Source organism: Roseomonas sp. KE2513, assembly GCF_016107305.1.
GTDB lineage: Bacteria > Pseudomonadota > Alphaproteobacteria > Acetobacterales > Acetobacteraceae > Roseomonas.
Genome location: NZ_RCVR01000001.1, coordinates 187,607 through 213,771 on the forward strand (window position 1 = coordinate 187,607; position 26,165 = coordinate 213,771).

27 protein-coding genes are annotated in these 26,165 nt (G+C 70.7%); 15 read left to right on the forward strand and 12 right to left on the reverse strand.

From position 1 onward, the window contains the following. Window positions 1-86: 86 nt before the first annotated feature. Complete coding sequence (gene bdcA, locus D9599_RS00935) at window positions 87-800, reverse strand: SDR family oxidoreductase (RefSeq protein WP_198379322.1); 714 nt, start codon at window positions 798-800, stop codon at window positions 87-89. Window positions 801-876: 76 nt separating this feature from the next. On the opposite strand from bdcA, the gene D9599_RS00940 reads away from it, so the two are divergent. The 3 genes from D9599_RS00940 (at window position 877) to D9599_RS00950 (ending at window position 3,072) form a co-directional block, all read left to right on the forward strand. After that, window positions 877-1,488: a helix-turn-helix domain-containing protein gene (locus tag D9599_RS00940; RefSeq protein ID WP_198379323.1), complete on the forward strand. Its 612-nt coding sequence runs from the start codon at window positions 877-879 to the stop codon at window positions 1,486-1,488. A gap of 112 nt (window positions 1,489-1,600) precedes the next feature. Next, window positions 1,601-2,407, forward strand: coding sequence for a type I methionyl aminopeptidase (gene map, locus D9599_RS00945; protein WP_198379324.1), 807 nt, complete (start codon window positions 1,601-1,603; stop codon window positions 2,405-2,407). Beyond that, window positions 2,404-3,072, forward strand: a complete 669-nt coding sequence (locus D9599_RS00950) for a carbonic anhydrase (RefSeq protein WP_198379325.1) — start codon at window positions 2,404-2,406, stop codon at window positions 3,070-3,072. Before map ends, D9599_RS00950 begins: the two co-directional genes overlap by 4 nt. Before the next feature lie 8 nt (window positions 3,073-3,080). Here the strand turns inward: D9599_RS00950 and D9599_RS00955 are convergent, their stop codons facing one another. After that, window positions 3,081-3,623: a DUF1003 domain-containing protein gene (locus D9599_RS00955; protein ID WP_198379326.1), complete on the reverse strand. Its 543-nt coding sequence runs from the start codon at window positions 3,621-3,623 to the stop codon at window positions 3,081-3,083. Window positions 3,624-3,871: 248 nt separating this feature from the next. Here D9599_RS00955 and D9599_RS00960 point away from each other — a divergent pair, with 248 nt between their 5' ends. From D9599_RS00960 to D9599_RS00975, 4 genes are all read left to right on the forward strand, one after another. Further along, window positions 3,872-5,254, forward strand: coding sequence for a sensor histidine kinase (locus D9599_RS00960; RefSeq protein WP_198379327.1), 1,383 nt, complete (start codon window positions 3,872-3,874; stop codon window positions 5,252-5,254). Window positions 5,255-5,465: 211 nt separating this feature from the next. After that, window positions 5,466-6,191, forward strand: coding sequence for a RadC family protein (radC, locus tag D9599_RS00965; RefSeq protein WP_309228510.1), 726 nt, complete (start codon window positions 5,466-5,468; stop codon window positions 6,189-6,191). Window positions 6,192-6,253: 62 nt separating this feature from the next. Further along, a complete protein-coding gene (locus tag D9599_RS00970) occupies window positions 6,254-7,234 on the forward strand; it encodes a S1C family serine protease (protein WP_198379328.1) in 981 nt (326 codons plus the stop codon). Window positions 7,235-7,331: 97 nt separating this feature from the next. Next, window positions 7,332-7,472, forward strand: a complete 141-nt coding sequence (locus D9599_RS00975) for a hypothetical protein (RefSeq protein ID WP_198379329.1) — start codon at window positions 7,332-7,334, stop codon at window positions 7,470-7,472. 78 nt (window positions 7,473-7,550) lie between these two features. On the opposite strand, the gene D9599_RS00980 is transcribed toward D9599_RS00975, so the two are convergent. From D9599_RS00980 to D9599_RS00990, 3 genes are all read right to left on the reverse strand, one after another. Then, the gene (locus tag D9599_RS00980; RefSeq protein ID WP_198379330.1) at window positions 7,551-8,150 is read right to left on the reverse strand and encodes a hypothetical protein; all 600 of its coding nucleotides are present in this window, start codon (window positions 8,148-8,150) and stop codon (window positions 7,551-7,553) included. 10 nt (window positions 8,151-8,160) lie between these two features. Next, complete coding sequence (locus D9599_RS00985; protein WP_198379331.1) at window positions 8,161-8,802, reverse strand: TerC family protein; 642 nt, start codon at window positions 8,800-8,802, stop codon at window positions 8,161-8,163. A gap of 216 nt (window positions 8,803-9,018) precedes the next feature. Continuing rightward, window positions 9,019-9,669 carry a TerC family protein gene (locus D9599_RS00990; RefSeq protein ID WP_198379332.1) on the reverse strand — a complete coding sequence of 217 codons (651 nt, stop codon included), beginning with the start codon at window positions 9,667-9,669 and terminating at the stop codon, window positions 9,019-9,021. A gap of 302 nt (window positions 9,670-9,971) precedes the next feature. Between D9599_RS00990 and purB the strand changes: the two genes are divergently transcribed. The 3 genes from purB (at window position 9,972) to D9599_RS01005 (ending at window position 13,088) form a co-directional block, all read left to right on the forward strand. After that, window positions 9,972-11,327 carry an adenylosuccinate lyase gene (purB, locus tag D9599_RS00995; RefSeq protein ID WP_198379333.1) on the forward strand — a complete coding sequence of 452 codons (1,356 nt, stop codon included), beginning with the start codon at window positions 9,972-9,974 and terminating at the stop codon, window positions 11,325-11,327. 155 nt (window positions 11,328-11,482) lie between these two features. Then, window positions 11,483-11,785: a hypothetical protein gene (locus D9599_RS01000; RefSeq protein WP_198379334.1), complete on the forward strand. Its 303-nt coding sequence runs from the start codon at window positions 11,483-11,485 to the stop codon at window positions 11,783-11,785. A 52-nt stretch (window positions 11,786-11,837) separates the two neighbouring features. Beyond that, the gene (locus D9599_RS01005) at window positions 11,838-13,088 is read left to right on the forward strand and encodes a hypothetical protein (protein ID WP_198379335.1); all 1,251 of its coding nucleotides are present in this window, start codon (window positions 11,838-11,840) and stop codon (window positions 13,086-13,088) included. 316 nt (window positions 13,089-13,404) lie between these two features. On the opposite strand, the gene D9599_RS01010 is transcribed toward D9599_RS01005, so the two are convergent. Together D9599_RS01010 and D9599_RS01015 are read right to left on the reverse strand one after the other, a co-directional pair. Then, window positions 13,405-14,493, reverse strand: a complete 1,089-nt coding sequence (locus tag D9599_RS01010) for a general stress protein (protein ID WP_198379336.1) — start codon at window positions 14,491-14,493, stop codon at window positions 13,405-13,407. A 145-nt stretch (window positions 14,494-14,638) separates the two neighbouring features. Further along, window positions 14,639-15,169 (reverse strand): hypothetical protein, encoded by a 531-nt coding sequence (locus D9599_RS01015; protein WP_198379337.1) that lies wholly within the window; start codon window positions 15,167-15,169, stop codon window positions 14,639-14,641. 293 nt (window positions 15,170-15,462) lie between these two features. Here D9599_RS01015 and purC point away from each other — a divergent pair, with 293 nt between their 5' ends. The 5 genes from purC (at window position 15,463) to D9599_RS01040 (ending at window position 18,638) form a co-directional block, all read left to right on the forward strand. Further along, window positions 15,463-16,227, forward strand: coding sequence for a phosphoribosylaminoimidazolesuccinocarboxamide synthase (gene purC, locus D9599_RS01020; protein ID WP_043829083.1), 765 nt, complete (start codon window positions 15,463-15,465; stop codon window positions 16,225-16,227). After that, a complete protein-coding gene (gene purS / locus D9599_RS01025) occupies window positions 16,224-16,469 on the forward strand; it encodes a phosphoribosylformylglycinamidine synthase subunit PurS (RefSeq protein ID WP_198379338.1) in 246 nt (81 codons plus the stop codon). Before purC ends, purS begins: the two co-directional genes overlap by 4 nt. 40 nt (window positions 16,470-16,509) lie before the next feature. Continuing rightward, window positions 16,510-16,743 (forward strand): hypothetical protein, encoded by a 234-nt coding sequence (locus tag D9599_RS01030; protein WP_232480006.1) that lies wholly within the window; start codon window positions 16,510-16,512, stop codon window positions 16,741-16,743. Then, a complete protein-coding gene (gene purQ, locus D9599_RS01035) occupies window positions 16,740-17,414 on the forward strand; it encodes a phosphoribosylformylglycinamidine synthase subunit PurQ (RefSeq protein ID WP_198379340.1) in 675 nt (224 codons plus the stop codon). Before D9599_RS01030 ends, purQ begins: the two co-directional genes overlap by 4 nt. A gap of 144 nt (window positions 17,415-17,558) precedes the next feature. Further along, the gene (locus D9599_RS01040) at window positions 17,559-18,638 is read left to right on the forward strand and encodes an SMP-30/gluconolactonase/LRE family protein (RefSeq protein ID WP_198379341.1); all 1,080 of its coding nucleotides are present in this window, start codon (window positions 17,559-17,561) and stop codon (window positions 18,636-18,638) included. 129 nt (window positions 18,639-18,767) lie between these two features. Here the strand turns inward: D9599_RS01040 and D9599_RS01045 are convergent, their stop codons facing one another. The 5 genes from D9599_RS01045 to D9599_RS01065 form a co-directional block, all read right to left on the reverse strand. Then, window positions 18,768-19,772, reverse strand: a complete 1,005-nt coding sequence (locus tag D9599_RS01045; protein ID WP_198379342.1) for an SDR family oxidoreductase — start codon at window positions 19,770-19,772, stop codon at window positions 18,768-18,770. A 517-nt stretch (window positions 19,773-20,289) separates the two neighbouring features. Next, entirely contained in the window at window positions 20,290-21,015 is a 726-nt protein-coding gene (locus tag D9599_RS01050; protein ID WP_198379343.1) for a DUF2270 domain-containing protein, read from the reverse strand. 709 nt (window positions 21,016-21,724) lie between these two features. After that, entirely contained in the window at window positions 21,725-23,614 is a 1,890-nt protein-coding gene (locus tag D9599_RS01055) for an ABC transporter ATP-binding protein/permease (protein ID WP_198379344.1), read from the reverse strand. A gap of 1,333 nt (window positions 23,615-24,947) precedes the next feature. Next, window positions 24,948-25,436, reverse strand: coding sequence for a heme-binding protein (locus D9599_RS01060; RefSeq protein WP_198379345.1), 489 nt, complete (start codon window positions 25,434-25,436; stop codon window positions 24,948-24,950). A gap of 103 nt (window positions 25,437-25,539) precedes the next feature. Then, the gene (locus D9599_RS01065) at window positions 25,540-26,163 is read right to left on the reverse strand and encodes a response regulator transcription factor (protein ID WP_232480007.1); all 624 of its coding nucleotides are present in this window, start codon (window positions 26,161-26,163) and stop codon (window positions 25,540-25,542) included. Window positions 26,164-26,165: the final 2 nt, after the last annotated feature.

Genomic DNA, 26,165 nt, shown 5'->3' on the forward strand with positions numbered 1-26,165 from the left:
GGGGCAGGCAACAAAAAGCCCGCGGGGCCGCCGGCATCCCGGCCTGCCCCGCGCCAACCCGCCCTCGCCCGGGCCGCCCGGCCGGCTCAGGCCCCGAAGCCGCCGTCGATCGTGTGCAGCGCCCCGGTCACGAAGCCGGCCTCCGGCCCGGTGAGGAAGGCCACCATGGCCGCCACCTCCTCCGGCCGCCCGTGGCGCTTCATCGGCATCATGCCGTACAGCATGTCCCGCAGCGGCCCGTCCGCCGGGTTCATGTCCGTGTCCACGGGCCCCGGCTGAACCGCATTCACCGTGATCCCCCGAGGCCCGAAATCCCGCGCCAAGCCCCGGACCATTCCCTGCACGGCCGACTTCGTGAGCGCATAGGCCGCGACCCCCGGGAAGCCCACATGGTCACCGGTCACCGAGCCGATGACGACGATACGCCCGCCCTCCGGCATCCGCCGCGCCGCTTCCACCGCCGCGTGATAGGGCGCGTGGACGTTGATGCGGAACATCCGGTCCACCTCGTCGGCATCCTGCTCCAGCGGGTCGCCGAACATCGCCACCCCGGCATTCACCACCAGCACGTCGAGCGGCCCGCTTTCCCGGACCCGCGCGACCACCGCCTCGCGGTCCGCGCTGTCCGTCTGCCCGGCCGTCGCGCCGGTCTCCGCCGCGATCTTCTCCGCCGCCTCGCGTGAGCCGGAGAAGGTGAAGCTCACCGCCGCTCCATCCGCCACCAGGCGCCGCACGATCGCCGCCCCGATCCCCCGGCTTCCGCCGAGCACCAGCGCGCGCTTGCCATCCAGTCCCGCCATCGGCCTTCTCCTTGATACCAAATGTACCGTTCGCTACATAAAGCGGCACCCCCGGCCGTCAAGGCATTTTGTATCCATGACTACAAATTCGTCGGGTCCCCCGCCGCGCCGCAGGGGACGCCCGCGCAAGTTCGATCCTGACCAGGCCGTCGCCACCGCGCAGGCCCTGTTCCTGGCGCGCGGCTACGACGCCCTGGGCGTCGCCGACATCACCGAGGCGCTCGGCATCAACCCGCCCAGCTTCTACGCCGCCTTCGGCAGCAAGGCCGGCCTCTTCGCCCGCGTGCTGGAGCGCTACAACCGCTGCAACGCGCTGCCGCTGGACACCCTCCTCAGCCCCGCCCGCCCGGTGGAGGAAGCCCTCGCCGCGCTGCTCGAGGACGCGGCCAACCGCTACGCCGCCGATGCCGCGAACCCCGCCGCCGGGGGATGCCTCGTGCTGGAAGGCCAGCGCTGCAACGACCCCACCGCGCGCGACGCCGCCAGCGCCCTGAACGCCGCCGCGGTCGAGGCCATCCGCGCCTTCATCGCCGCCCGCCATCCCGCGCAGGCCGAGGCGCTGACCGACTACGTCGTGGCCGTCCTGACCGGCCTTTCCACCGCCGCGCGCGCCGGGCATGGCCGCGAACGACTGCTCGCCACCGCCGCGCTCGCGGAGCGGGCCGTCAGGGCCGCCCTCACACCCTGACGCGTCCGCGCGGCGCACCCTTGCGCCGCGCATGTTCCCGCCGCGTGCAACCCCGCCCTGCGCGAGCCAGCCACGTCTTGCAACCGCCGGATCGCGCGCGCATTTTCCGGCGATGGACCAGTCTGCCGGGGAATCCCGCCGCATCCCCCTCCACGCGCCCGAGGATTTCGAGGGCATGCGCCGCGCCGGCCGCCTCGCGGCCGAGTGCCTGGATATGATCACCCCTCATGTCCGCCCCGGCGTCACCACCGGCGCGCTGGACCAGCTCTGCCACGACTTCATGGTGGAGCGCGGCGCCGTGCCCGCTACCCTCGGCTACCGCGGCTACACGAAGTCCTCCTGCATCAGCATCAACCATGTCGTCTGCCATGGCATCCCCGGCGACCGCATGCTGGTGGAGGGCGATGTCCTCAACATCGACGTCACCCCGCTGCTCGACGGCTGGCACGGCGACAGCTCGCGCATGTACGTGGCGGGCACGCCCTCCACGAAGGCGCGCCTGCTGATGGACGTGACCTACGAGAGCCTCATGCGCGGCATCGCCGCCGTGAAGCCCGGCAATACCCTCGGCGACATCGGCCACGCCATCCAGACCTATGTCGAGAAGCACCGCTTCTCCGTCGTGCGCGACTTCTGCGGCCACGGCGTCGGCCGCAAGTTCCACGCGCCGCCGAACATCCTCCATTTCGGCCGCCCCGGCGAAGGCCCCACCCTCAAGCCAGGCATGTTCTTCACGATCGAGCCGATGGTGAATGCCGGCCGCCCCGAGGTGAAGGTGCTCGACGACGGCTGGACGGCCGTGACGCGGGACCGCTCCCTCTCCGCGCAGTTCGAGCACATGGTCGGCGTGACCGAAACCGGCTGCGAGATCTTCACCCTCTCCCCCGCCGGCCTGCACAAGCCGCCCTACGCGGCATGAGCGGCCGGCAGGCTATTCCCTCCCGCCTCGCAGAGGGCTACCGCGGCTTCCGCCACACCCGCTTCCGCCGGGAGCGCGACCATTACGCGCGCCTGGCCGAGGCCGGCCAGCAGCCCACCACGCTCATGATCGCCTGCGTGGACAGCCGCGTGGCGCCAGAGGTCGTCTTCGACGCCGACCCCGGCGAGATGCTGGTGGTCCGCAACGTCGCCAACCTCGTCCCGCCCTACCAGCCGGACGCGAACTACCACGGCACCTCGGCCGCCATCGAATTCGCGGTGCGCCAGCTCAAGGTCCAGCACATCGTCGTCTGCGGCCACGCCTCCTGCGGCGGCATCAACGCCTTCCGCCAGAACCACCTCAACGGGGTGGACATCCGCGACGGCGACTTCGTGGCCCAGTGGATGGAAATCGCCGCCCCCGCCACCCGCCTAGCCCTGACCTGCGACGGCGTGGACCCGCTGCAGGACCAGACGGCCATGGAGCGCGCCGCCATCCGCCAGTCGCTCGCCAACCTCCGCACCTTCCCCTGGCTGGCGGCACGCGAGGGCGCGGACGAGCTCTCCCTCCACGGCCTCTGGTTCGACGTGGCCGACGGCACCCTCTGCGTGCTGGACGAGGCTAGCGGCGGCTTCACCGCCCTCGAGGACCCGCTCGCCGTCTGAGGGGCGCGTCACCGCTCCTGCTGCGCCTCGATCTCGTCCAGCACCGCCTCCGGCGAGACGTTCCGCCCCACCTCCTGGATCTCCGGGTCGGCCGCCACCCGCACGTCCAGCCGTTCCGCAATCTTCACCACCACCTCCGACAGCTTCGTTAGCTCGTGCTCCGCCAGCAGGCTGATCTGCAGGTCCAGGTCCGCCCGCTTGTCCGCCGCCGCCGCCATCCGGTTCTGGCTGATCAGCACAAAGGTCGAGAGGAAGATCGCCTCCACCGACGCCTCCATCGCGAGGATTACGAAGGAGGGGTCGAACTTCGGCACCCCCGGCACCAGCCCGAGATTCACCGAGATCCAGGCCCCGTAAAAGGCCAGGTGCAGGTAGACGAAGCGCATGCTGCCGGTGAAGGCGGTGATCGCCCCCGCGACCCGCTCCTCCCGCGTTGCCGCCGCCGCCTCCGCCCGGCGCCGCTCCTCCAGGGCCGCGATGTTGCGGCGAAGGGACCTGTTCAGGCTGTTCGGATTCAGTTTCGGCAAGGTCGGCGTTGCCTCGGCCACCATCTCCATCTCCCCTCCGCCCGGCCCGCGCCCGGGCCTTTCACGGAAACCTAACGCCCGGGCCTCCCCCAAGGTCCCCCTGCACCGCGTCATGGCACCCGCGTTCCGCTCCTCGAAGCAGCCGCGGCGCCAGCACGAAACGGTGAATACACCTCGCGCCTGCGACGGTGCCTTACTGAGAAATGACCGTCGATCCCTTGGGCGGCCCTGCACGGGGCCCTCCCAAAAGCGAGGCGAAGTGGCTGCCCCCGGTGGAAACGCCCCCCACGCGGTCGGATGGTTGGCCTCCAAACCTTCTCGGCGCCTCCGCGATCACCCGCTCCCTCGCCTTCCCCGCCCTCCTCGTCGGGAGGGGCCCCAGCCTGCTCGCCATGAGCACCCCCTTCCACCGCCTGCTCGCCCCCGATCCCGAAGGCACGCCCTTCCCCGCCCCTTTCGCCGCCGCCCTCACCCGCGCCCTGGGCGGCGAGACCGTCCTCCTCCCGAACTTCTCCTTTCCCGTTCCGAGCGGGGCAGGAGGCCGCTTCGACATCAGCCTCGGCCCGCTCCGCGACGAGGCCGACGCCGTCCTCGCCGCCTTCGTCCTCCTCCTCCCTACCCGGTCCGAACCGTCATCGCGCCCGGAGGATCCCGCCTTCCGCACCGTGGCAGAGGGCGTTCCCCTCCTCGTCTGGCGCGCCAGCGCCGATGGCCGCTGGAGTTGGGCGGGCCCGCAATGGACCCGCTTCACCGGCCAGACCGAGACGGAAAGCCTCGGCGAGGGCTGGCTCGCCCCCGTCCACCCCGAGGACCGCCCAGCCGCCCTCCGCGCCTGGGAGGAGGCCGCCGCCGCCGGCCGCCTGGAGGTGGAACTCCGCATCCGCCGCGCCGCAGACGGCCGCCATGCTTGGCACATGATCCGCGCCGCACCCCTGTACGACGAGGCCGGCGCCCTCGCCGAGTGGGTCGGCACCACCACCGACATCCACGAGATGAAGCAGCGCCAGCAGCTTCAGGATCTTGTGGTGTCGGAGCTGCAGCACCGCACCCGCAACCTCCTCGCCCTCGTCCGCTCCCTCGCGCGGAAGACGCTCAGCGCCAGCCGCTCCACCGAGGTCTTCGAGCGGGATTTCCACCGCCGTCTCGACGCCCTCGCCCGCGCCCAGGCGCTCGCCTCCCGCTCTCCCGAGGGCCATGCCGCCTTCGACCAGATCCTCGCCGCCGAACTTGCCGCCCACGCCCACGGCCGGAGCGCGCAGGTGGAAACGGGTGGCCCCTCCGGCATCATGCTCGGTGCGAATGCCGTCCAGATCCTGGCTCTCGTCCTGCACGAGCTGGCGACAAACGCGGTGAAGCACGGCGCTCTCAGTCAGCCCGCCGCCCGCCTCACCATCCGCTGGCGCCTCCACCCGCAAGGCACCCACAGCCCGCCAGCGGAATCCGAAGCCGCCCACCTGAAGGTAGAGTGGCGCGAGAGCGGCGTCCGTATGCCGCAGGATCCCGCCCCCTCCCGCGACGGAGGGTACGGGCGCGAGCTGATCGAGCGCGCCCTGCCCTATCAGCTCGGCGCGTGCACGAGCTTCACCCTCGGGCCCGACGGCGTTCGCTGCACGATCGAGCTGCCCGTCCTCCCCCAGGCCGCCGAACCGGCCTGACGGACCGGCGGCAGCAGCGCCACCCACCGCGCGGTGGACAATCCCCCGTGCCGCGCCACATCCTGCCCAGGCACGACAAAAGGATTCGCCCTTGGCCGCCGGTTCAGGCCTCGAGGAAGCGAGCGGTTCCTTCGCCTCCCTCTTCGACGCCGCCTCACAGGGCGGCCTGTCCCCAGCCGGCCCCGCAAAGGGCGCGGCCCTGCGGGAAGGCGTGCCCCGCGCCAGGACCGCCCGCCCCCGCGCCACGACGGAGAACCCGCCCGCCGCGCCTGGCCCCGAGGGACACCGCAAGCGCCTCCGCGACAAGCTCCTCCGCGCCGGGCCCGACGCCCTCGCGGACTACGAGCTGCTGGAGATGCTCCTCTTCCTCGCCCTGCCGCGGGTGGACACCAAGCCCCATGCGAAGCGCCTGATCGCCCGCTTCGGCAGCTTCGCCGGCGCCATCAGCGCGCCCGAGAGCGAGCTGCGCCTGGTGGAAGGCATCGGCGAAACGGCCGTCGCCGCCCTCCGCCTCGTCCAGGCCGCCTCCATCCGCCTCCTCGCGGAGGAGGTGCGCGAGGCCCCCATCCTCAGCAATGGCGAGCGCCTCACCGCCTATCTCACCGCCGCACTCGCGCGCGAGACGGTGGAGCAGTTCCGCGTCCTCTTCCTCGACAGCAAGAACCGCCTCCTCGCCGACGAGGCCCTCGCCCGCGGCACGGTCAACCACACGCCGGTCTACCCGCGGGAGGTGGTCAAGCGCTCCCTCGAACTCGGCGCCACCGCCCTCATCCTCGTCCACAACCACCCCTCGGGCGACCCCACCCCGTCGCGCGCCGATATCGAGATGACGGCCGAGATCGCCTCCGGGGCCGCCACCCTCGGCATCGCGGTCCACGACCACATCATCGTCGGCAACGGCCGCCACCTCTCCTTTCGGCGCGAAGGCCTGCTCTGACGCGGCGGCCCCTCGCGAAGGGGTTGGTTGACCTCCCCGCCCCGCGATCCCACCGTAACGGTATGCGCGCCCCCCTCGCCGTGGTTCTCCCCGCCCTCCTCCTCGCCGCGGCACCGGTCATGGCCCAGCTGGTGCCGGACCCCGGCAAGCCACCGGCCGCTGGCGCCCCCCAGGCCAGCCCTCGCGGCTCCCCGGGAGCTGGAGCGCAGGTCGGGCCAACCCAGCCCGCCACACCGCAGCCGGGCCAGCCCGGCCTCGCCGGCAAGCCCCCGCCGCTCTACGACATGCCGGACCCGGCCCCGCGCCGCGCCGGCCCGCCCTCCCGTCCCGGCCCGCAGCCCGCACCGCCCGCGGGCGTGCCCTCCGGCAAGCCCCCGCCGCTCGCCCCGGGTGAGGCCCCCGCTGCCCCGCAGCGCGAGGTCTCCACCGGCACCGGCTTCATCATCGGCGAGCGCCAGGCGCTGACCAACGACCACGTCGTGCGCGAGTGCCGCACCGTCCGCGCCCGCAACGCGGAGGGCCGCGACATCGCCGTCACCGTCCGCGCCCGCGACGCCAACCGCGACCTCGCCCTGCTGGAATTCCGCGAGCCCGCCGGCCCGCCCCTCACCTTCCGCAACGGCCCCGACGTCCGCCGCGGCGAATCCGTGATGACCTACGGCTTCCCCCTTGCCGGCATGCTCGCCTCCGACCCGACGCTGACCACCGGCGACGTCTCCGCGCTCGCCGGCCTTGCCAACAACCGCATGCACTTCCAAATCAGCGCGCCCGTGCAGCCCGGCAATTCCGGCGGCCCGCTGCTCGACCTCTCCGGCAACGTCGTCGGCATCATCACCAGCAAGCTGAACGCCCAGCGCGTGGCCCAGCGCATCGGCGACATCCCACAGAACGTAAACTTCGCGGTAAAGGGCGAGGAGATTCTCGCCTTCCTGCGGGAGAACCGCGTCCGCCCCCGCACCGCCAGCAGCGGCGCCCCGCACACGGCGGTGGAGGTCGGCGAGACCGTCCACCCCTCCGTCCTCTTCATGCGCTGCCTCGGCTAACACCCGCGCCGCGCCGGCCGCGGCACGGCCTCCCTTCAGAAGCACCGCTCTGAAAGGGATCTTCGCGGGCTGGCTGACCGCGCTGCTGGTCTGGCCGATGCCCGGCTCCGGCGAGGCGGGTGCCGCTGACTACTTCAGGCGCTTCTTCACGCCGACGCTGCTCGGAAACGTCATCGGCGGCCCGACCCCGGTCGCCGCCCTGAACCACGGGCAGGTCGCGAGCAAGGTGCAATCCTGACCGCGGCCCGCGCGTAGAGCGCCGCCGTACCGCCCTTCACCACCACCGGCCGCCCGGGAGGGCCGCCGGGAAGCCCGCCTAGCCGCGCGCTGCCCCCGCCACGGCCTGCACGAAGGCCCGCGGATCTGCCAGGGCCGCCCCGCGGCTTGGCATCGTCACCTGCACCCGCATGAAGCGCCCGGCCACGACGCCGAGGCAGACCTGCCGCTCCACCTGGTTGCGCCCGAAAGTCCCGCTCAGCGCCGCGCAGGAGAAATCCCCCCCCGGCACCAACAGCGGGGAGCGCGAAGCGACCGAGAGCTGCCGCCCCGTCCGGTCCACCGGCAGCGCCGTCGCCTCCGAGATCGCCCGCTCCGCCTCGGCCGGCAGGTCCGCCGCCGTCACGACCGGCTGTCCAAGGTCGTAGAGGAACACCTGCGCCACCGCGACGCGCCGGGGGGTGGCGTATTCCACCACCTTCCCCGCACCGGGATCCTCGGCCGCCACGTCCTGCACGCCGAAGCGGTCGAAGCCCGCCGCCTGGGCCGGCAACCGCGCCAGCACCTCGGCCGAGGGCGGACGCACCGGCGCGGCCGGCGCCGCCCCCTCGGGCGCAACACAACCCGCGAGACCGAGCAGCACCGCGCAGCCCAGCAGGGCGAGGAGCGGGCGCGCCGCCGCTTCCGGCAGCGGCCTCATTCCGCCGCGCTCAATGCGGCGCCGCCGCGTGCGGCGCGGGCAGCGGAAGCCCGAGGTTAAGCGTCGCGTTCGAGATCACCAGACCCTCCCAGAGCAGCTCGAAACCGATATAGGCGATCAGCGCCACGCCGAGATAGGCGATCCACTTGTAGCGATCCAGCACCCGCGCCAGCAGGCCGCCGAGAAGACCCATCATCACGATGGAGATCGCCAGGCCCACGATCAGCAGCGTGACGTTCGAGCGCGCGACGGCGGCGACCGCCAGCACGTTGTCGAGGCTCATGGAAACGTCCGCCACGATGATCTGCCACAGCGCGGCCATCAGCGTCTTGTCGTGGTGCGAGTGCCCCTCGGCCTCCTCCTCCTTCTGCGACTTCCGCAGCTCGATGAGGAAGTTGACGGCGATGTAGAGCAGCGCGAGGCCGCCCACGATGTCGATCCACCAGAGCGCGAGAAGCTGCTGCGCGATGAGCGAGAAGACGATCCGCAGCACCGCCGCCGCGGCGATGCCGAACAGCACCGCCTTGTTCCGCTGGCTCTCCGGCAGCCCCGCCGCCGCCAGTCCGATCACCACCGCATTGTCACCCGAGAGGATGATGTTGAGCCACATGATCTCAAGGAGCTGCGGCAGCGAACTGGTGATCGATTCCATGGGCGTCTCCGGCCGGCCGTCGCTTTGCCACCGGGCGCCGCACGGCCTCATCTCTGCTAAGGGCGCGTCCACGGCCCCCTGTCAGGCGCCGCGCGCTCTCGGTCCCTTAGCCGCGCCCCCCTGAACGCGAAAGCGCCGCCCGGTTGCCCGGGCGGCGAAAACACCTTGAATGACAAGGAGGTAACGCCCCCGCCATGTAGCCGGCGGGGGAGCCCCTCAGTGCGGTGCGGCGGGCGCGGTGGGCGTCCCCGCCCACCAAGCCCCGACATCGCCCCAGCCCGTCCAGATCATGTCGGCGGCCACGTACAGGATGACCAGCAGGCCCACCCAGGCGATCCAGCGGTGCTTCTCCAGCAGCCTTGCGATGAAGGTCGCGGCAAGGCCCATCAGCACGACCGAGATCGCAAGCCCGATGACGAGCACGTCGAGGTGCTCCTTCGCCGCGCCGGCGACGGCCAGCACGTTGTCGAGGGACATGGACACGTCGGCGACCAGGATCTGCAGAATCGCCTGGCGAAGCGTCTTCTTCGGCGCGCCCTGGCTGTCGGCCGTCTCGCCCGTGACCTCGTCCACGCCGTGGGCCTGCCCGTGCGGCTGGCGAAGCTCCCGGTACATCTTCCAGCAGACCCAGAGCAGCAGCAGGCCACCCATCAGGGTCAGGCCGACGATCGCCAGAAGCTGCGTCGTGATCGCCGCGAAACCGATCCGCATGAGCGTCGCGGCGCCGATCCCCCAGAGAATCGCCTTGCGTCGCTGGTCGGCGGGCAGCCCCGCCGCCGCCATGCCCACCACGATGGCGTTGTCACCCGCGAGCACGAGGTCGATCAGCAGGACCTGCCCAAGGGCGATGAACCAATCCGCTCCCATCGTCGATGAGTCTCCCCGCCGGCCCCCTCGGGGGTCGCGGCCATAGATAAGACGCCCTGATCCCGGGGGACAGTAACGCCGGCCGCGCCGTCGCGGCCTGCCCGGCGTCATGCCGGGGAAGTCCGCGCATAAACAATCGGCAATGCCGCGGCAACACACGATGCGAGACCTTCCTCGCGCATCGCGCGCACGCCGCCGCGATCACGGCGCCCACGGCGGTTGACGCGCCCGCGCCCCCCGGATACCGCCCGCACCGAAGAGCCGCGGCGTCTCCCCGACCGCCCGCCCCGAAGGAGGCCCCGATGGTCCCGCGCTACACCCGCCCCCAGATGGCGGCGATCTGGTCCCCCGAGGCACGCTTCCGCACCCTCTTCGAGATCGAGGCCCTGGCGGCCGAAGCCATGGCCGAGGCCGGCACCATTCCCCGCGAATCCGCGGAAGCCATCCGCCAGGAAGGCGGCCGCCGCATCGAGGCCATGACCGAGGCCGACCTCGCCCGCATCGACGAGATCGAGCGCGTCACCCGCCACGACGTTATCGCCTTCCTCACCTGGCTCGGCGAAACCCGCCCCGATGGCAGCGGCATGGGCGAGCACGCCCGCTTCATGCACCAGGGCATGACCAGCTCTGACGTGCTGGACACCACCCTCAACCTCCAGCTCGTCCGCGCCGCCGACCTCCTCATCGAGGACCTCGACACCCTGCTCGACGCGCTCCGCCGCCGCGCCGAGGAACACGCCCTCACCCCCACCATCGGCCGTTCCCACGGCATCCACGCCGAGCCCACCACCTTCGGCCTGAAGCTCGCCGGCCACTGGGCCGAGTTCGCCCGCGGCCGCAACCGTCTCCTCGTCGCGCGCGAGGAAGTGGCGACGGCCGCCATCTCCGGCCCCGTCGGCACCTTCGCCTCCGTCACCCCCTCGGTCGAGGCGCACGTCGCCGCGAAGCTCGGCCTCCGCCCCGAGCCCGTCTCCACCCAGGTCATCCCCCGCGACCGCCACGCCGCCTTTTTCTGCGCGCTCGCCGTCATCGCCAGCAGCATCGAGCGCCTGGCGGTGGAAATCCGCCACCTCCAGCGCAGCGAGGTCCGCGAGGCCGAGGAGTACTTCCACCCGGGGCAGAAGGGCAGCAGCGCCATGCCCCACAAGCGCAATCCCGTGCTGTCCGAGAACCTCACCGGCCTCGCCCGCCTCGTCCGCGGCTACGCGACGCCCGCCCTCGAGAACGTCGCCCTCTGGCACGAGCGCGACATCAGTCACAGCAGCGTCGAGCGCGTCATCGGCCCCGACGCCACCATCGCGCTGGATTTCGCCCTCGCCCGCGCCGCCGGCATGGTCGAGAAGCTGGTCATCTACCCCGACCGCATGCGCGCCAACCTCGAGAGCCTCGGCGGCGTCGTGCACAGCCAGAAGGTGCTCCTCGCCCTCACCCAGGCCGGCATGTCGCGCGAGGACGCCTACGCCACCGTCCAGCGCTCCGCCATGGCCACCTGGGAGAACCTCGGCACCCCCGAGGGCCGCTCCTTCCGCGACAACCTCCTGGCCGATCCCGCCGTCACCCGCCTCATCTCGCCCGATGCGCTGGACGGCGTGATGGACCCGCAACGCGACTTCACCCATGTGCGGGACACCCTCGCCCGCGTCTTCGCGCAAGCGTGAAGCTCCTCCGCCGCATTGCGGCGCGCGCCGCCACCGTTCCGCCGGGATGACCCCCCATCTTCCCGGTGGCCCCCGGCGGGAGCGGGACGCCGCCTTCTCCCCCGAAGGCCGCCTGAAGCCCCGCCGCGGATCGGCCCACGAAGGAGGCCGGAACCATGACCCATTCCCCCCGGACCGGGCCCGCCGCCCTCGCCGCGGCCCTGGTCACCACCCTCGCCCTCGCGGCACCGGCCTCGGCCGCCACGCCTCACCCGGCCCTGGCTGCCGCCCCCACGGCGCTCGCGGTGCAGTACTATTACTACCCGCCGCCGCGCTATTACGCGCCGCCGCCCCCGCCACCGCCCGCCTACTATCGGCCGCGCTACTGGCACCGGCCGCCACCGGTCTATTTCGCGCCGCCGCCGCCCCCGCCGCCGCGCTACTACGCGCCACGGCCCTACAGGTACTACCGCTACTGAAACCGTACCGGGTCGGACCGCCCCCTTGCGCCACCGCCGGAACACCCTGGCGGTGAGCACCCGTCCGCAGCGCCTTCTGCTCGCCATGGCTCTCGGGCTGCTCGCCGCCGCACCGGCCCCGCCCGCGGCGGCGCAGGAGGGTCCCCCCGCGACCACGCAGCAAGATCTGCCCGCGGCGGCAATGGAACAACCGCCCGGGGCCGCGCCGCTCCACCCTGCGACCCCGCCTGCCGCAGCCGCTCCACCCAGCTTCCGCCCCTCGCCGCCCGGTCCCCGGCCCGGCGCCGCCATGGCCTGCGACCCGCCGCCCGACGCCCTCCTCGCCGCCGCCTGCGCCGATCCCGGTGCGCGCCTGGCCGATCGCCGCCGCGCACAGGCCTACGACACCCTCATCGACCAGCTTCCCCCCGCCCAGCGCCCCGCGCTGGAAGCGGACGCCCGCGCCTTCGCTGAGTTCCTCGCCGCCAACTGCGCCCAGCCCGCGCCCGACCTCGCCTGCCTCACCCGCGCCCAGGAGGCCAAGCGCGAGGATCTTCGCCGCTGGCTCCTCCCGGAGGCGCGCGAGGAAGCCGACCGCGACCCCGCCGAGACTGCCGCCGTCGCCCGCGCACTCGCCGCCCGAGGCATTCCCGCCGAGCCGGCGTCCCGCCGCCGCGAGGCCATCGTCGCCCTTCAGCGCGGCGCCGGCCTCACCCCCAGCGGCTTCATCGACGACCGGACCGCCATCCTCCTCACCCGCTCGCCGCCCCCGGCGCCGCAAACAGTCCCGGCACCTCCGGCCGCCGCGCCCACGCGCAGCAACCCCTCCGGCCTGCCGCCCGAGGCCTTCTGGGTCTCCACCCTCCCGCCCGTGCTCGCCGACCACTACGCCGTCACCACCTGCTCCGAGCCCACGGTCACCTGGCTCGGCCGCGGCATGCTCATCGGCAACCAGCCGGTCCCCGGAGAGGCCGGCTACGAGATCTACGGCACCGAGAGCACCAACGGGGACCGCATCTATCTCCTCCCTCGCGGCGGCCAGCCCCGCGTGATCGAGGTGCTGCAGGACGGCTCCCTCCGGCTCTCCGGCACGATCCCCCCAGCCCTGGCCGAGCGCGGCGTCACTCTCAACACCACCCTCGCCCGCTGCCCCGCCACACCCGTGGACATCGCGCCCGCCAGCCCCGCGGCCATTGCCCCTGCCGTCCCGCGCGCCAGTCCCCCGCCGCGCCATGCCGCCCCTGCCCGCAGTGCGCCTCGTACCGCCCGGACCGCGGCCAAGCGCAAGCCGTCAACCCCGGCACGAGGCCGGAACAGCCGCTGAATTCTTCTGTGGCTCCTAGAAGTGGTGCCCTCCCCGGCTGAGCGCACCGTGTTCATCCGGTCCCGCAACGGGTCTGCCCCTCCTGGCCGCGTCCTTCTATCCCGTAACCTTCCTGAACATGTCTTTGCCTCGGGTCCGCGACCCGAGGCGCACCGGCCACCGAACAGCTCCAGCTTGAGAATGAGGATGATGGAGGGGAGCTTGGGGAGAGGAGGATTTCCTACTTCCTCTCCCCGGCGCCACCAGCGTCGGCAGCAATAGAAAAAGGGCGGCCCCCGAAGGAGCCGCCCCGTTCACGCCGGTCGCTAAGGATCGCTCAGAGCGTCTTGTGGAGCGGGTTGGCGCCGGAAGTATTGGTGCCCACCGTCTTGTCCAGCGCCCGCTCCGCCGCCGTGCCCGGCGGGTTGGCGGCCGTGCCGTCAGACTGGGACGGATAGGCGCCGGAGACGTTGGTGCCCGCCGCCTTGTCGAAGGCGCGGCTGGCGGCCGTGCCAGGGGGGTTTACGTCGGCGCCGGCGCTCATCCCCGTGCTGCGGGACATGTCCGCGCCCGCGGTCGAGCCCAGCCCCGCACCCGTCGTCGTGCCGGACTTCGGATAGACCGTCGTGTCGGCGCGGCTCGTCTCATTCTCCGGGTGCGCGCCGGAGATGTTGGTGCCCGCCACCTCGTCGAGCCCGCGGGAGACCATGGTGCCCGGGGGGTTGCCCGGCGTGCCGTCCGGCGCGTCGCCCACGACGGCGTCGCCCTGGTAGGTCGTCCAGCCACCGGCGCGGTAGTCGGCCTCGCGGGAGGTCGCGTCCACGGGGTTGTAGCGCGCCATGATGGCCTCGGCCTCGGAGGCGCGCGCATCGTCCGTGCGCACGGTCACCAGGCTGCCGCCGCGACGAACGCCCTCGGAGTACACATGAGCGTCGCGCTCCTCGACGCCCGCGCCGGTCAGGCTGCCCAGCAGGCCGCCCGCCGCCGCACCGGCACCCGCGCCGGTCAGCGCCGCGACCAGCCAGCCCGCCGCCACGATAGGGCCGAGGCCCGGGATCGCCAGCGCGCCGATGCCGGCCAGCAGGCCCGCGCCGCCGCCCAGCACGGTGCCGATCGTCGCACCCGTGCCGGCGCCGCTGGCGGCCTCGTCGGTATCGACCGTCGGCTGGATGTCGCTGCCGGCAGCATCGCCCATGGTCGCGGTGCTCATGGTGCCCGCGCCCATAGTGCCGCTCGTCATGGCGCCGGTCGGCGTGCCGGTGGTGGCGCCCATGGTATGGCCGGTCACGCTGCCGGCGTTGGAGGAGCCGTCATTGGCGACGATGCTGACATCGTCGTGGCGGAAGCCCGCCGCCTCGAGCGCGTTCACCGCCGCCGTCGCATCGGCGTAGCTGTCGTAGAGGCGCGCAATCGTACGCATGGCCATCGGATCGGTCCTTGTTGTTCGTGCGCCGCTCTCGCGGCGTCGGCCTGCCGGCCGTTGAGGGGAGTCAGGCTCCGGCCCGGAGAGAGGATCGGGCCTCGGCGCTGGTATCCGGCGGGCCCAAAGGCCCGCCGCCTTCACTGCAGGCTCAGCGCGCGGGCGCCGCGCCCGTCACCACGTTGCCCTGGTAGTCGAGGCCGACATCCGCGGTCTGGCCGCCGCGCATCGCGCGGCCACGCCACACGCCGGACTCGTCCTTCTTTAGCTCCTGCACGCCGGTGTAGCCCGCCGCCTCGATCCGGCTGCGCGCCTGACCCTCGGTGAAGGAGTTCGCGCCCTGGGCAGGAGTCGACGTCGTGGCCGGCGCATTGCCGGAATTGTCGCCGCGGGTGGCGGACTGGCGGTTGGTGTCGATCGTGGCACCGCCCGGCACGCCGCCGGCATTGCCCTGCGTTGCCGTGCCGGGGCGGGTCTGCGAAGCAGCGGGGCCGGTCGTGGTGCCCGGAGCGGCCGTGCCGCCGGGGGCCTGGGTGGCCGGTGCCATGGTCATGGCCGGCGCACCGCCGGTCGTGCCCTGCGAACCGGGGTTGCTCGTGTTGCCCTGCTGGGCGAAGGCTGGAGCCACCAGGGTCGCGGCAAGGGCCAGGGTGCCAACGGTGGTGGCGAGACTTGTGCGCATCGCGATCGCTCCCAAGAATGGATTGTCCGGGTTCTCTCGTCGGACTGAAGGCTCGATGCGGTTCCGGCCCAAGCTGGGCCGGTCGTTTCGTGCCTTGCTATCGGTTAACGCCGTGGAAGCCGAAACGACTGCGCTCCCTCACGCAGCCGTGAGCTTGCGGAATGTTACGCGGCAACCCCGCGCGTCCGGCGGTGGCCCTGCCCCACGCCCCCTGTTATATGGCGCTTCATCGCCGCCGCGGTCGGGACGGGAGTTCCGTGCGCGAAGCGGCCGCACAGGTTTCGGAACTCCTCATGGCCCGCAGGCGACAGCTCTACGAAGGCAAGGCGAAGGTCCTCTTCGAAGGCCCGGAGCCCGGCACCCTCGTCCAGTATTTCAAGGATGACGCGACGGCCGGGAACGGCGCGAAGAAGGGCGTCATCACCGGCAAGGGCGTGCTGAACAACCGCATCAGCGAGCACCTGATGATGAAGCTGGCGGATATCGGCGTCCCCACGCACTTCATCCGCCGCCTGAATATGCGGGAACAGCTCATCCGCGAGGTCGAGATCATCCCGCTCGAGGTGGTGATCCGCAACATCGCCGCCGGCAGCCTCGCCACCCGCCTCGGCATCCAGGAAGGCACCCGCCTCCCCCGCTCCATCGTCGAGTACTACTACAAGAACGACGCCCTCAGCGACCCGATGGTCTCCGAGGAGCACATCACCTGCTTCGGCTGGGCCTCGACGCAGGACCTCGACGACATCGTCGCCCTGGCGCTGCGCGTGAACGACTTCCTCACCGGCCTCTTCCTCGGCGTCGGCATCTCCCTCGTCGATTTCAAGCTCGAATTCGGCCGCCTCTACGAGAACGACGAGATGCGCATCGTCCTGGCCGACGAGATCTCCCCCGACAACTGTCGCCTCTGGGACGCCAAGACCGGCGAGAAGATGGACAAGGACCGCTTCCGCCGCGACCTCGGCAAGGTCGAGGAGGGGTACCAGGAGGTCGCCCGCCGCCTCGGCATCCTTCCCGAGGCCGGCGTGCGCGACCTCAAGGGTCCGGAGCTGATGCAATGACCACCAAGGCCCGCGTCTTCGTCATGCCGAAGAACGGCGTCCTCGACCCTCAGGGCAAGGCCATCGGCCACGCCCTCGGCACCCTCGGCTTCGAGGGCGTGGGCGAGGTCCGTACCGGCAAGGTCATCGAGTTGGAACTCGCCGAAACCGACCCCGTCGCCGCCAAGGCCGCGGCCGAGGCGATGGCGAAGAAGCTCCTCGCCAACACGGTGATCGAGTCCTTCCGCGTCGAGATCGCCTGAAAAGCCCTCCCAGCCGGTGATCAAGGCCAGCCTCCTGATCATGACCGTCCTGACGGTCCTGATCTCCATGCTCCTCTCCTGGCGGGAGCGCCGCCTCGCCGCGGCCCGGCCGGCGGCCCCGCCCGCGAAAGGCCGCCGCCCGGCGCGCCCCCCCGGCCTCCTCGCCCGCGGCAAGGTCAGCCTCGACCGCTGGGTCACCGCCGCCGCCATCGCGGCCATCCTCACCATCGCCGTCCTCGGCGGCCTCCACTGGCTCAGGGTCTTCCAGCGATGAACGCCACGATCCTCCTCTTCCCCGGCACCAACCGCGAGCGCGACATGGCCATCGCCCTGCAGCGCGCGACCGGCCGAAAGCCCTCCATCACCTTCCACCGCGAGACCGAGCTGCCCCCCGGCACCGACCTCGTCGTCCTCCCCGGCGGCTTCTCGCACGGCGACTACCTCCGCTGCGGCGCCATGGCCGCCCAGTCCCCCATCATGCCCGCCGTCCGCGACTTCGCGGCGAAGGGCGGCCACGTCCTCGGCGTCTGCAACGGCTTCCAGATCCTCTGCGAGGCCGGCCTCCTCCCCGGCGCCCTCCTGCAGAACGCCAACCTCCGCTTCCTCTCCATGGACTGCGTCCTGCGGGTCGAGCGCGCCGGCACCCCCTTCACCTCCCGCTGGCAGAAGGGCGCCACCTTCCGCGCGCCCATGGCCCACGGCGACGGCAACTACTTCGCCGACGACGAGACGCTGGACCGCCTGGAGGGCGAGGGCCTCGTCGCCTTCCGCTACGCCGACGCCAACCGCAACGGCGCCGCCCGTGACATCGCCGGCATCCTCTCCCCCAACCTGCGGATCCTCGGCCTCATGCCCCACCCCGAGGACCTGGTGGACCCCCTCATGGGCGGCGAGGACGGCCTCCCCCTCTTCACCTCCCTCGCCGAGACCCTCGTCTCAGCCTGACCCACGGCCGGGGCGCCCCGCCCGCGAGTATCCGTGCCGCGGCGCGCCACATTGCGCCGCCCACGGGCTTGCGAACCCCGCACCCGCCATGCCCATCTTCCTCTCGCAGGCGCACCGACCCGTTGCGCCAGAGAGGAAACACGCATGACCACCACCCGACGCGCCCTGCTGGGCGCCGCCGGCATCGCCGCCGCCGGCCAGGCCGCGGCCCAGTCCTTCCCCTTCACGCCGAACCAGCGCTACCCCGATCCCGCCATCCAGATCCTGGATCCGTCCTTCGCGAAGTACCGCCTCTACAGCAGCACCGTCGAACAGCTCGCCACAGGCTTCCGCTGGGCGGAGGGCCCCGTCTGGTTTCCAGACGACGGCGGCTACCTCCTGTTCAGCGACATTCCAAACAACCGGATCATGAAATACAGCGAGAAGGACGGCACCTGCACCGTCTTCCGCCACCCCGCCAACTTCGCCAACGGCAACGCCCGCGACCGCCAAGGCCGCCTGGTAACCTGCGAGCATTCCGTCACCCGCCGCGTCACCCGCACCGAAAAGGACGGCTCCGTCACCGTCCTCGCCGACAAGTTCGAAGGCAAGCGCCTCAACGCCCCCAACGACATCGTCGTGAAATCCGACAGCAGCATCTGGTTCACCGACCCTACCTTCGGCATCGCCGGCGAATGGGAAGGCAGCCGCGCCACGCCCGAGCAGCCCACCACCAACGTCTACCGCCTCACGCCGGACGGCCAGCTCACCGCCGTCATCACCGACCTCGCCCTGCCCAATGGCCTTGCCTTCTCCCCGGACGAGAAGAAGCTCTACGTCGTCGGACGCAACCCCGCCCCCGCCCGCTCCATCTTCGCCTACGACGTCGGCCCGGACGGCACCCTCTCCAACCGCGTCAAGCTCATCGACGCCACCGACTCCGCCGCCCTCGACGGCTTCCGCGTGGACCGCGATGGCAACCTTTGGGTCGGCTACGGCAGCGACGGCAACCTCGAGGCCGAGCCCACCCGCACGGGCAACCGCAGCGTCTACAATCTCCGCGGCAAGCCCGAGGAACTCGACGGCGTCACCGTCTTCAGCCCCCAGGGCAAGCCGCTGGCCCATATCCGCCTGCCCGAGCGCTGCGCCAACCTCTGCTTCGGCGGCCCGAAGGGCAACCGCCTCTACATGACGGCCTCCCACTCCCTCTACGCCCTCTACGTGGAGGCCCACGGCGCAGTCTGACCGGGCGCCGGGCGCAAGCCCGGCTACCCCACCGACCGCACGAAGCCGGACACCCCAGAACCAGGACGGCGAAGCCAAGCCAGCGCCGCCATCCGAATCCTCGGGAAACCCTCGCCGCCGGCAGGCTGCCTACCTTCCCCTGCCCTCCACCGCCATCCGCGCCCGCACGCCCCCATCCACGCCGGTGCCCGCCGCCATCGGCTCATGCACCGACCCCGACCCCACCGGCGCGGCCGGCGCCTCCTCGAACTGCGCCCGCCGCACCACCCCGCCCGCCAGCCGCTCCGCCAGCCGTGGCGCAACCCGGCTCCCCAGCACCGCCCCCCGCGCCTTCCACCCCACGGGGTACTCCGCCTCCGGATGCACCGACATCCAGATGATCGAATCCACCACCGCCTCCGGCCCATCCATCATCGTCATGCGAGAGGCCCGCCCCGTGTAGTTCCCCGCATGGTCCCAGAACGGCGTATCGACCGCCCAGGGCTCCACCGTCGAAACCCGGATGGCTCCGTCCAACCCGGCCTGCCGCAACTCCTCGTTGATCGCCGCCCCCAGCCCGATCAGCGCCGATTTCGTCGCCGCGTAACTCGCGTGATAGGCCACCGGCACCCGCCCCTCCACCGAGGAGACATTCACCAGAACCCCCGCCCCTTGCGCCCGGAACTGCCGCAGCGCCGCGTAACTCCCGTAGATCGACCCCTTCAGGTTCACATCCACCACGCGCGCATGATCCGCCAGCGGCACCTCCTCGAACCGCCCGATCGAGGCCACCGCCGCATTGTTCACCCAGACATCGATCCGCCCGAACCGATCCAGCGCCGCCCGCGCCAGCCGCTCCACCTGCGCAGGGTCGCTCACATCCGTCGGCACCACCACGGCCTGCCCGCCCCCCACCCTCACATTCGCGGCCACCTCCTCCAGCACCGCCCCTCGCCGTGCCGCCAGCACGACATTCGCCCCGTAGGTGCCGAGCTTCTCCGCCACGCCGCGCCCGAGGCCGCTCGACGCCCCCGTGACGACATAGGTCCGTCCCGCGACCAGCGCCCGCTCCCCCGTCGGCAGGTCGGGCGGCGCCGAACACCCTGCTATCAGCGCCCCCAGCACCACCACCGCCGCCCACCGCAGCCACACCATGCCCGCGCCCTCCACCCAGGAAACCCGCCGACCGCAGCCCGGGCTTCGGTGCTCCTGCCGATCAAACTCCCAACGGCCGCAATCGTTCCACAAGACAGAACGAGCACCCCGAGCGTCCAGGAACGTCTCCCGATGGTCCTGTAAGCGCTCGCACCAGAGATGCATCCGCACGCCGGCTGATGCTGTCGGATCAGGCTGCCTCAAGGATGGCGAGCGCGGTGGCCGCACGACGAAGATGAAGCATGCGAAGGCGGCTGGCAGGAACATGCTGGTCGTGACGGATGCGAGGACGGATTTGGTCGCTCCATTCGTCGTTGAAGCGACAGAAGCGCTCGGCCGAGGGGAAGGTCTTGAACCCGCGCCTCCACCGGATGCGCTCAACAAACATCCTGAGGCAACGACGGCGCCTCGTAGCAATCGGTGCGAGGCAGTGCGCCCCTCCTGAGCGATCCCGCGCGCGCATGTCGCGACGCTAGACTGCCGCGGGCGCGCGGGCCTGCATTACGAGCGTCCAGGGTCAGACATGCACATCCCCATGCAGCAGCTCGCCGGATTTCCTCCCGCTCCGGAAGGTTTCATGGGTGAGCCACAGGTAGAACGCGGCCACCGCGGCAAGCACCGCCCAGCCGGGGATTGGCCCGAGCGCCAGGTTCTGGATGAAGCCTGGCACGGGTCTGGCCGGGTCCACCGGCGCTGCGTCCTGCAACAGCCAGGAGGAGGATATCTTCAGGACCCAGGCGGCCAGCAGCACCAGGAACATCGGAAAGTAGTTCCGGCGGAGCCGGCGCGACATCGCCGTCCTGCGCGAGATCTGGAAGCGTGGCTCGCGGAGGTCCTCCCCAATCTGCCCCGCCCACTCGTCCTCCGCATCCGGCCGCGGAGCGAAGACCTGCGCGTAGTAGTTCCGCTCCAGCCGCCGCACGCGCGTCCTGTAGACGTCGAAGAAGCGGTAGCGCCGCGCCTCGATGGAGAGCAGCAGCAGAACAAGCACCATGGCGAAAAGGAGCACGCCGTGGTGCGCGTTCGGCGTCGAGAGCGAGACGGAGAGCATGCCTGCGACGACCGTAATGGCCCAGTTGGTGGTCAGGTCGATGCGCGACCTCCACCCTGCCATCCGCGCGATCTCAGCCCGGTGAAAGTGGGCCACGACGGTGACAAGTTCCCCGGGCGTGGAGGGAAGTGGCGGATGAGCGCGCCGCCCCGGATCCCCGGCGCCTCCCTGCCCGTTTTGCACACTGTCCATCACTCTCTCCCCCACGTTGCCAAATAGCAAGGTTGCGAGGGGCAGCTTGGCCGAACCGGCGAGCAGCGCTGTGCGGGAGGAGGACGGGTTGCCTCCCCAGGAACCTGACCCACCCAGACCGCCAAACCGATCAACGCAACACAGCCCCTCATTTCAACTAACCCCTGCAATCCTGGAACGCCTCCACGCGGCGGTGAGCGACCGCACGAGCCGTTGTGCAGTCACCCCTCGACTATGTGCGCTTGCGTGGCTCGAAATTCTCAACCGCTTCAAGCACCGTGAAGTGGTTCGCTTCCAGCCGACTGGCGCCGGTGTCACGACCATGCGGCGTCGTGCAGTCGCACGCACGGTGCCAACCGCTCGTGGTGTGCGCGCTGAGGTGAACGGCCGCGCGTACCGGTCTAGCCTTTCCATGGTGAAGCTCACCAGCGTTGATGCTGGACCTCTGGAACGAGATTGCGACACGATACCATCAGCAAGCACCGTTGACGCTGGGCGGTACAGTTCCGCCGCGCCGCCTCCTTGCATCGTCACCCAGAAAATTGGTGCAAGCCACTTTCCGCAGCCACCTCGCGGCAAGAGCGTAGGCCGCTCCAACGCCACGATATGAGTCAGGAGACGAAAGCACTCTAAACCCAGCACTCGCCGGCGATCGGAGAAACGGAATTGCCTTGCCCTGGAGCAGAGGCAACTTCGCCTTCCCGAAAGGTCATGTTCGCCGCGGGCGGCCTCTCAGGATGCGTGCCACTCCGCGGCGCGCCACGGTCACCGGACCCGCGCCGCCACGCCGCCGGCGTGCACTGACCATGCGCTGTTGCTGCGGCGCCGTCAGCCTGGCGCCATCGGGGGACCGCATGAGGGTCAGCGTACGGTCGTGGAAAAGATCAAGGCCCGGCCGGTGGCCGATCGAGACAAGGGCACATCCGGAAAGCTCCTCCCGAAACAGGCCCATCATCGCGTCCTGGTTGGTTTCGTCCAGCGCGGCCGTGGCCTCGTCCATGAAGACCCAGCGCGGGCGATGGAGAAGCAGGCGGGCAAAGGCAAGCCGCTGCTGCTCACCCAGAGAAAGCATCCGGTCCCACCGCTCGTCCTCGTCCAGGCGGCCTGTCAGGTGCGCCAGACCACAGCGCTCCAGGGCAGCTATCACGGCCGCGTCCGGGAACTTCTTGGGGGCAGCAGGATAGGCGATGGCGCCGCGGAGTGTCCCGAGCGGCAGGTAGGGACGCTGTGGCATGAACATCATGTGGTTCCGCGGCGGCACCCGGATTTCACCGGAGCCCCAGGGCCACACGCCGGAGATGGCCCGGAACAGGGTCGACTTGCCGGTACCGCTTTCCCCAACAATCAGGACCTTCTCGCCGGCCTGGATCTCCGCATTCGCCTCACCGACCAGGATGTTGCCGTCGGCCTGCGCGATCTGGAGATCACGGAAGGCCAGAACCTCTCGCCCATCCGGCAGAGGGCCCTCGATGACGCTGATCCGAACCTCCCCTGCGTCCAGGACGTCGGCTGCATCGAGGCTGTCCTCAAGCGCGACCACGCGCTCAAGGTGGGATCGCCAGTCAGCGATGCGCGGGAAGTTGTCGACGAACCAGTTCAGGGCTCGCGTCACTTCCGCAAACGCGGAACCGATCTGCATAAGAACACCGAGCGTGATCGCCCCGGCGAAGTAGCGCGGGCTGGCGACCAGGATCGGGAACACCCCGGCCACCATGCCATAGGCCGAGGTGAGCCACATCAGCCGCCGCTCGCTTCGCATGAGGTCCTTCATGACCGAGACGACGTGGGAGAACGACCGGCGCAGGCCGCGATCCTCGTCTCCTTCCCCTCGAATGAGGGCGACGCCTTCACTGTTCTCGCGAATGCGGATGAGGGCAAAGCGATGGTCGGATTCCGCCTCGTTACGGCGGATGTTGATGTCCACCATGGGCCGACCCATGAAGTAGGTCAGGGTCGAGCCGATCAGCGCATAGATGAGCGCGGCGAACACCATGTAGCCCGGGATCGCAAACTCATTGCTGCCGAAGGCGACGATCAGCGGGCCGGACAGCGTCCAAAGAATGCCCACGAAGGAGATGAGCATCACCGCCGACTGGAAGAGCCCCACTGCCATGTCGACGGCCATGGCCGTCGCCCAGCGCGTGTTCTCGCTGATCCGCTGGTCGGGGTTGTCGGCGCTGCCCGGCAGGAAGTTCATCTGGTAGTGGCGGCTACCCGCCAGCCAGCGCGCCTGCAGGCGAAAGACCAACCACTCCCGCCAGCGAAGTTGCAACATCTGGCGGACGTAGAGCTGAAAGACGGCGACCACCATGCTGGCGGTGGTAAGCAGCAGGAAGGTACCCATCTGGCCGTAGAAGGCGGACCTGTCGCGCGCCTCCAAGGCATTGAAGAAGTCACGGTTCCAGAGATTGAACCTGACCTGGATGCCAATCTGCAGCAGCGTCAGCCCGATGACCCCTGCGGTGAGCAACCAGGCGGAACGGCGCTCGTCTCCTGTGTAGTAGCCGCGAGCCAGACGCCAGAAACGCCGAATGAAGCCCTCCCGATTGACACCCTCCTCATCTTCCATCTCGCCCGGAGCTTTATCGCGCTCGCTCATGGCATCAACGATTCATCTGGGGCGGCTCGGAGGCGGGACCCGCCCCAGGTTCGGCACTAGGCACAGCTTGCACGGCGCCCGGCTCCCCCAGCCGATCCGCCAGCACGGCACGGCCAACCTCGCCTTGGTATCCCAAACCTTCGGCTTCGAGACGGAGACCCGTTTTGAACAGCCGACGAGCTATGTCCGCCGTCATGGCGCCGCGCGGCAACAGCACCACCGTTCCATCCTCAAGAACCGCACCAATGACCTCCCCCTGTGGTGCATAGTAGGGGGAGCGAACAGCACCAGCGACTGACAGGCGCGTCGCCCCCTCCTTTACCCCTGGTCCAGACCGTCTCCAGTAGAAGCGCTCGAGGACCATCGGCGTGGTTTCGGCGTTGGGTGCGAACGCAAGCATGGTGATGACGGGCGCGCTGCGGGCCCGGACGCCCCAGACTATCAGGGGGCGCCCCGGTACCGCGACGTGGCGGAGTTCGTCGGCCGCATCAGGGGGGAAGGAGACTTGTGGCCCTTCGCGAAGAAGCAGAGCATCCACTTCGCCACGTGGGTTCACCAGGAAGCGCTCCACGACTCCTGTGAACGAGGGCAGCTGAGTTGCATCGAACCACAACTGACCACTGCTGCCTGTGTCGGGCCGGGCTTGCGCGAAGCAGGGAGCACTCGCACAGGTCAGTGCGATGACCGACAGCAACAGCACAGGCAGGCTTGCGTATGAGCGGGCCGCCGCAGGATTGGCGCACCTCAGCGACAGGACCACGGCACTGGCACTCCACCTTCGTTGCACTAGGGAACGCAGCGGGAGAGCTCAAGCTGCATGCCGGGAGGGTACGGTATCCTTCCTTGGGGCTTAGCTCGGCGTCTGGCCCTTTGCCGCTCCTAGTCCTCACGGCCCGCCTTGGCTGAACGCCCACGGCACAGCCCATGCGACCTGGAAGCGAGGAGTGCCCTGGTTCAGTCCGGCGCCGGCCACCACGTCCAGGCCGACGCCCGAACCCGCCAAGCGGTGGCGGAACCCGCGGTAAATCTGGATCCGCCTTCTCATGCCGCAAAAGGGCGCAGGTGAGCACCAAAGCCGTGTCGCGGATGATCGCCTGGCCCGGGGAGACGTTCAGGCGGTAGCAATCGGGCCGTTCGCCCGGCTGGGGCTCAAGCATCCAGACCCACGCCCGCCCCGGCAAGGCGCGCAATCTCCGCCGCGTCATCCCTGGCTGCGGCAGCGCGCAAGCCCCGATGGGCATCCAACTCTGCCCTGCCGGGCGGCGGGACAGGCAGCCACCAGGGCCAGGATGACGGCGATGCCGAAAACCCTGGCCCTGCTGATGCCGCTGCCTCAGCCGAGGCTTGCCTGGGCCTTGTCGATCCCGGCCTTCGCGCATTCCTCGTCAAGCTGCCCGTTGGGCGCCCCGCCCACGCCCACTGCACCGATCACCTCGTCCCCAACCCGGATGGGCAGCCCGCCGCCAAGCAACAGAAAGCCCTGGATCTGCCCGAGGTTACGCTGGGCGGGGTTCTTCTCCACGGCATCGGCGACCGCCGCCGTGCCGTTGCGGAGCGAGGCGGAGGTAAAGGCCTTGGCTCGAGCCGCGTCCGGCGTGTGCGACCCTGCGCGATCGGCGCGGAGCAGCGCGCGCACCACCCCGGCCCGGTCCACCACCGCGGCGGCGACGTTGAAGCCCTTGGCGGCACAAGCCTCGACTGCACCCTGCGCAATGCTCTGCGCGGCCGCCAGCGGCATGTTGCGTTCCTGAAGCGCCTGTGCGCCTGCCAGGGCGGGGAAAAGAGCAGCCGCGGCGGCGACAGCAAGCCGAATGTTCAGCATGGGACACCCTGATCTGGCCGGTTGGTTCCGGCGTGGGATCTCCTCATACCGTTCCCTGCGGCCGCGCGGCATCGGTGCGTCTCGGTAGCTTCGCTCCGTAGTTCTACGGAGTGGCCGGCCCCGGATAGGCCAGCGCGATGCGCACCATCTCCGCAACCGAGCCTGTGCCGAGCTTCGCGCCAAGATTGGCCCGATGGGTTTCCACGGTGCGCGGGGAGAGTTCAAGCGCGCGCGCAATCTCCTTGGTGCTCCATCCGGCGGCAACCATGTCGAGAACCTCCCGCTCGCGCGGCGTCACCTGCCGCAATCTCACCTGCATCTCGTCGTCGCCCCCCCCGCCCGGGCGCTCCGCCTGAAGCCGCGCAAGACCAGCCTCCACGGCCTCGATCAGGGCCTGCTCGTCAACGGGCTTGGTCAGGAAATCCACGGCACCGCTGCGAAACGCGCGCCGGCAGGCGCTGATATCACCATGGCCGGTGATCACCACGGTCGGCAGCCGGTCTCCCTCGGCCGCCAGCCGCTCCAGGAGCTGCAAGCCGGACAGGCCCGGCATCCGCACATCGGCGACAAGGCATCCCAGGGCGCTCCTGTCGGGCCGCCCGAGGAAGGCAAGCGCGCTCGCATAGGTCTCGACCGTGAAGCCGGCCGTGCGCAGCAGCAGCCCGAGCGCATCGCGCACGTCGTCATCGTCGTCGACCAGAAACACGCGCCGCATCGGCTTCGTCATCC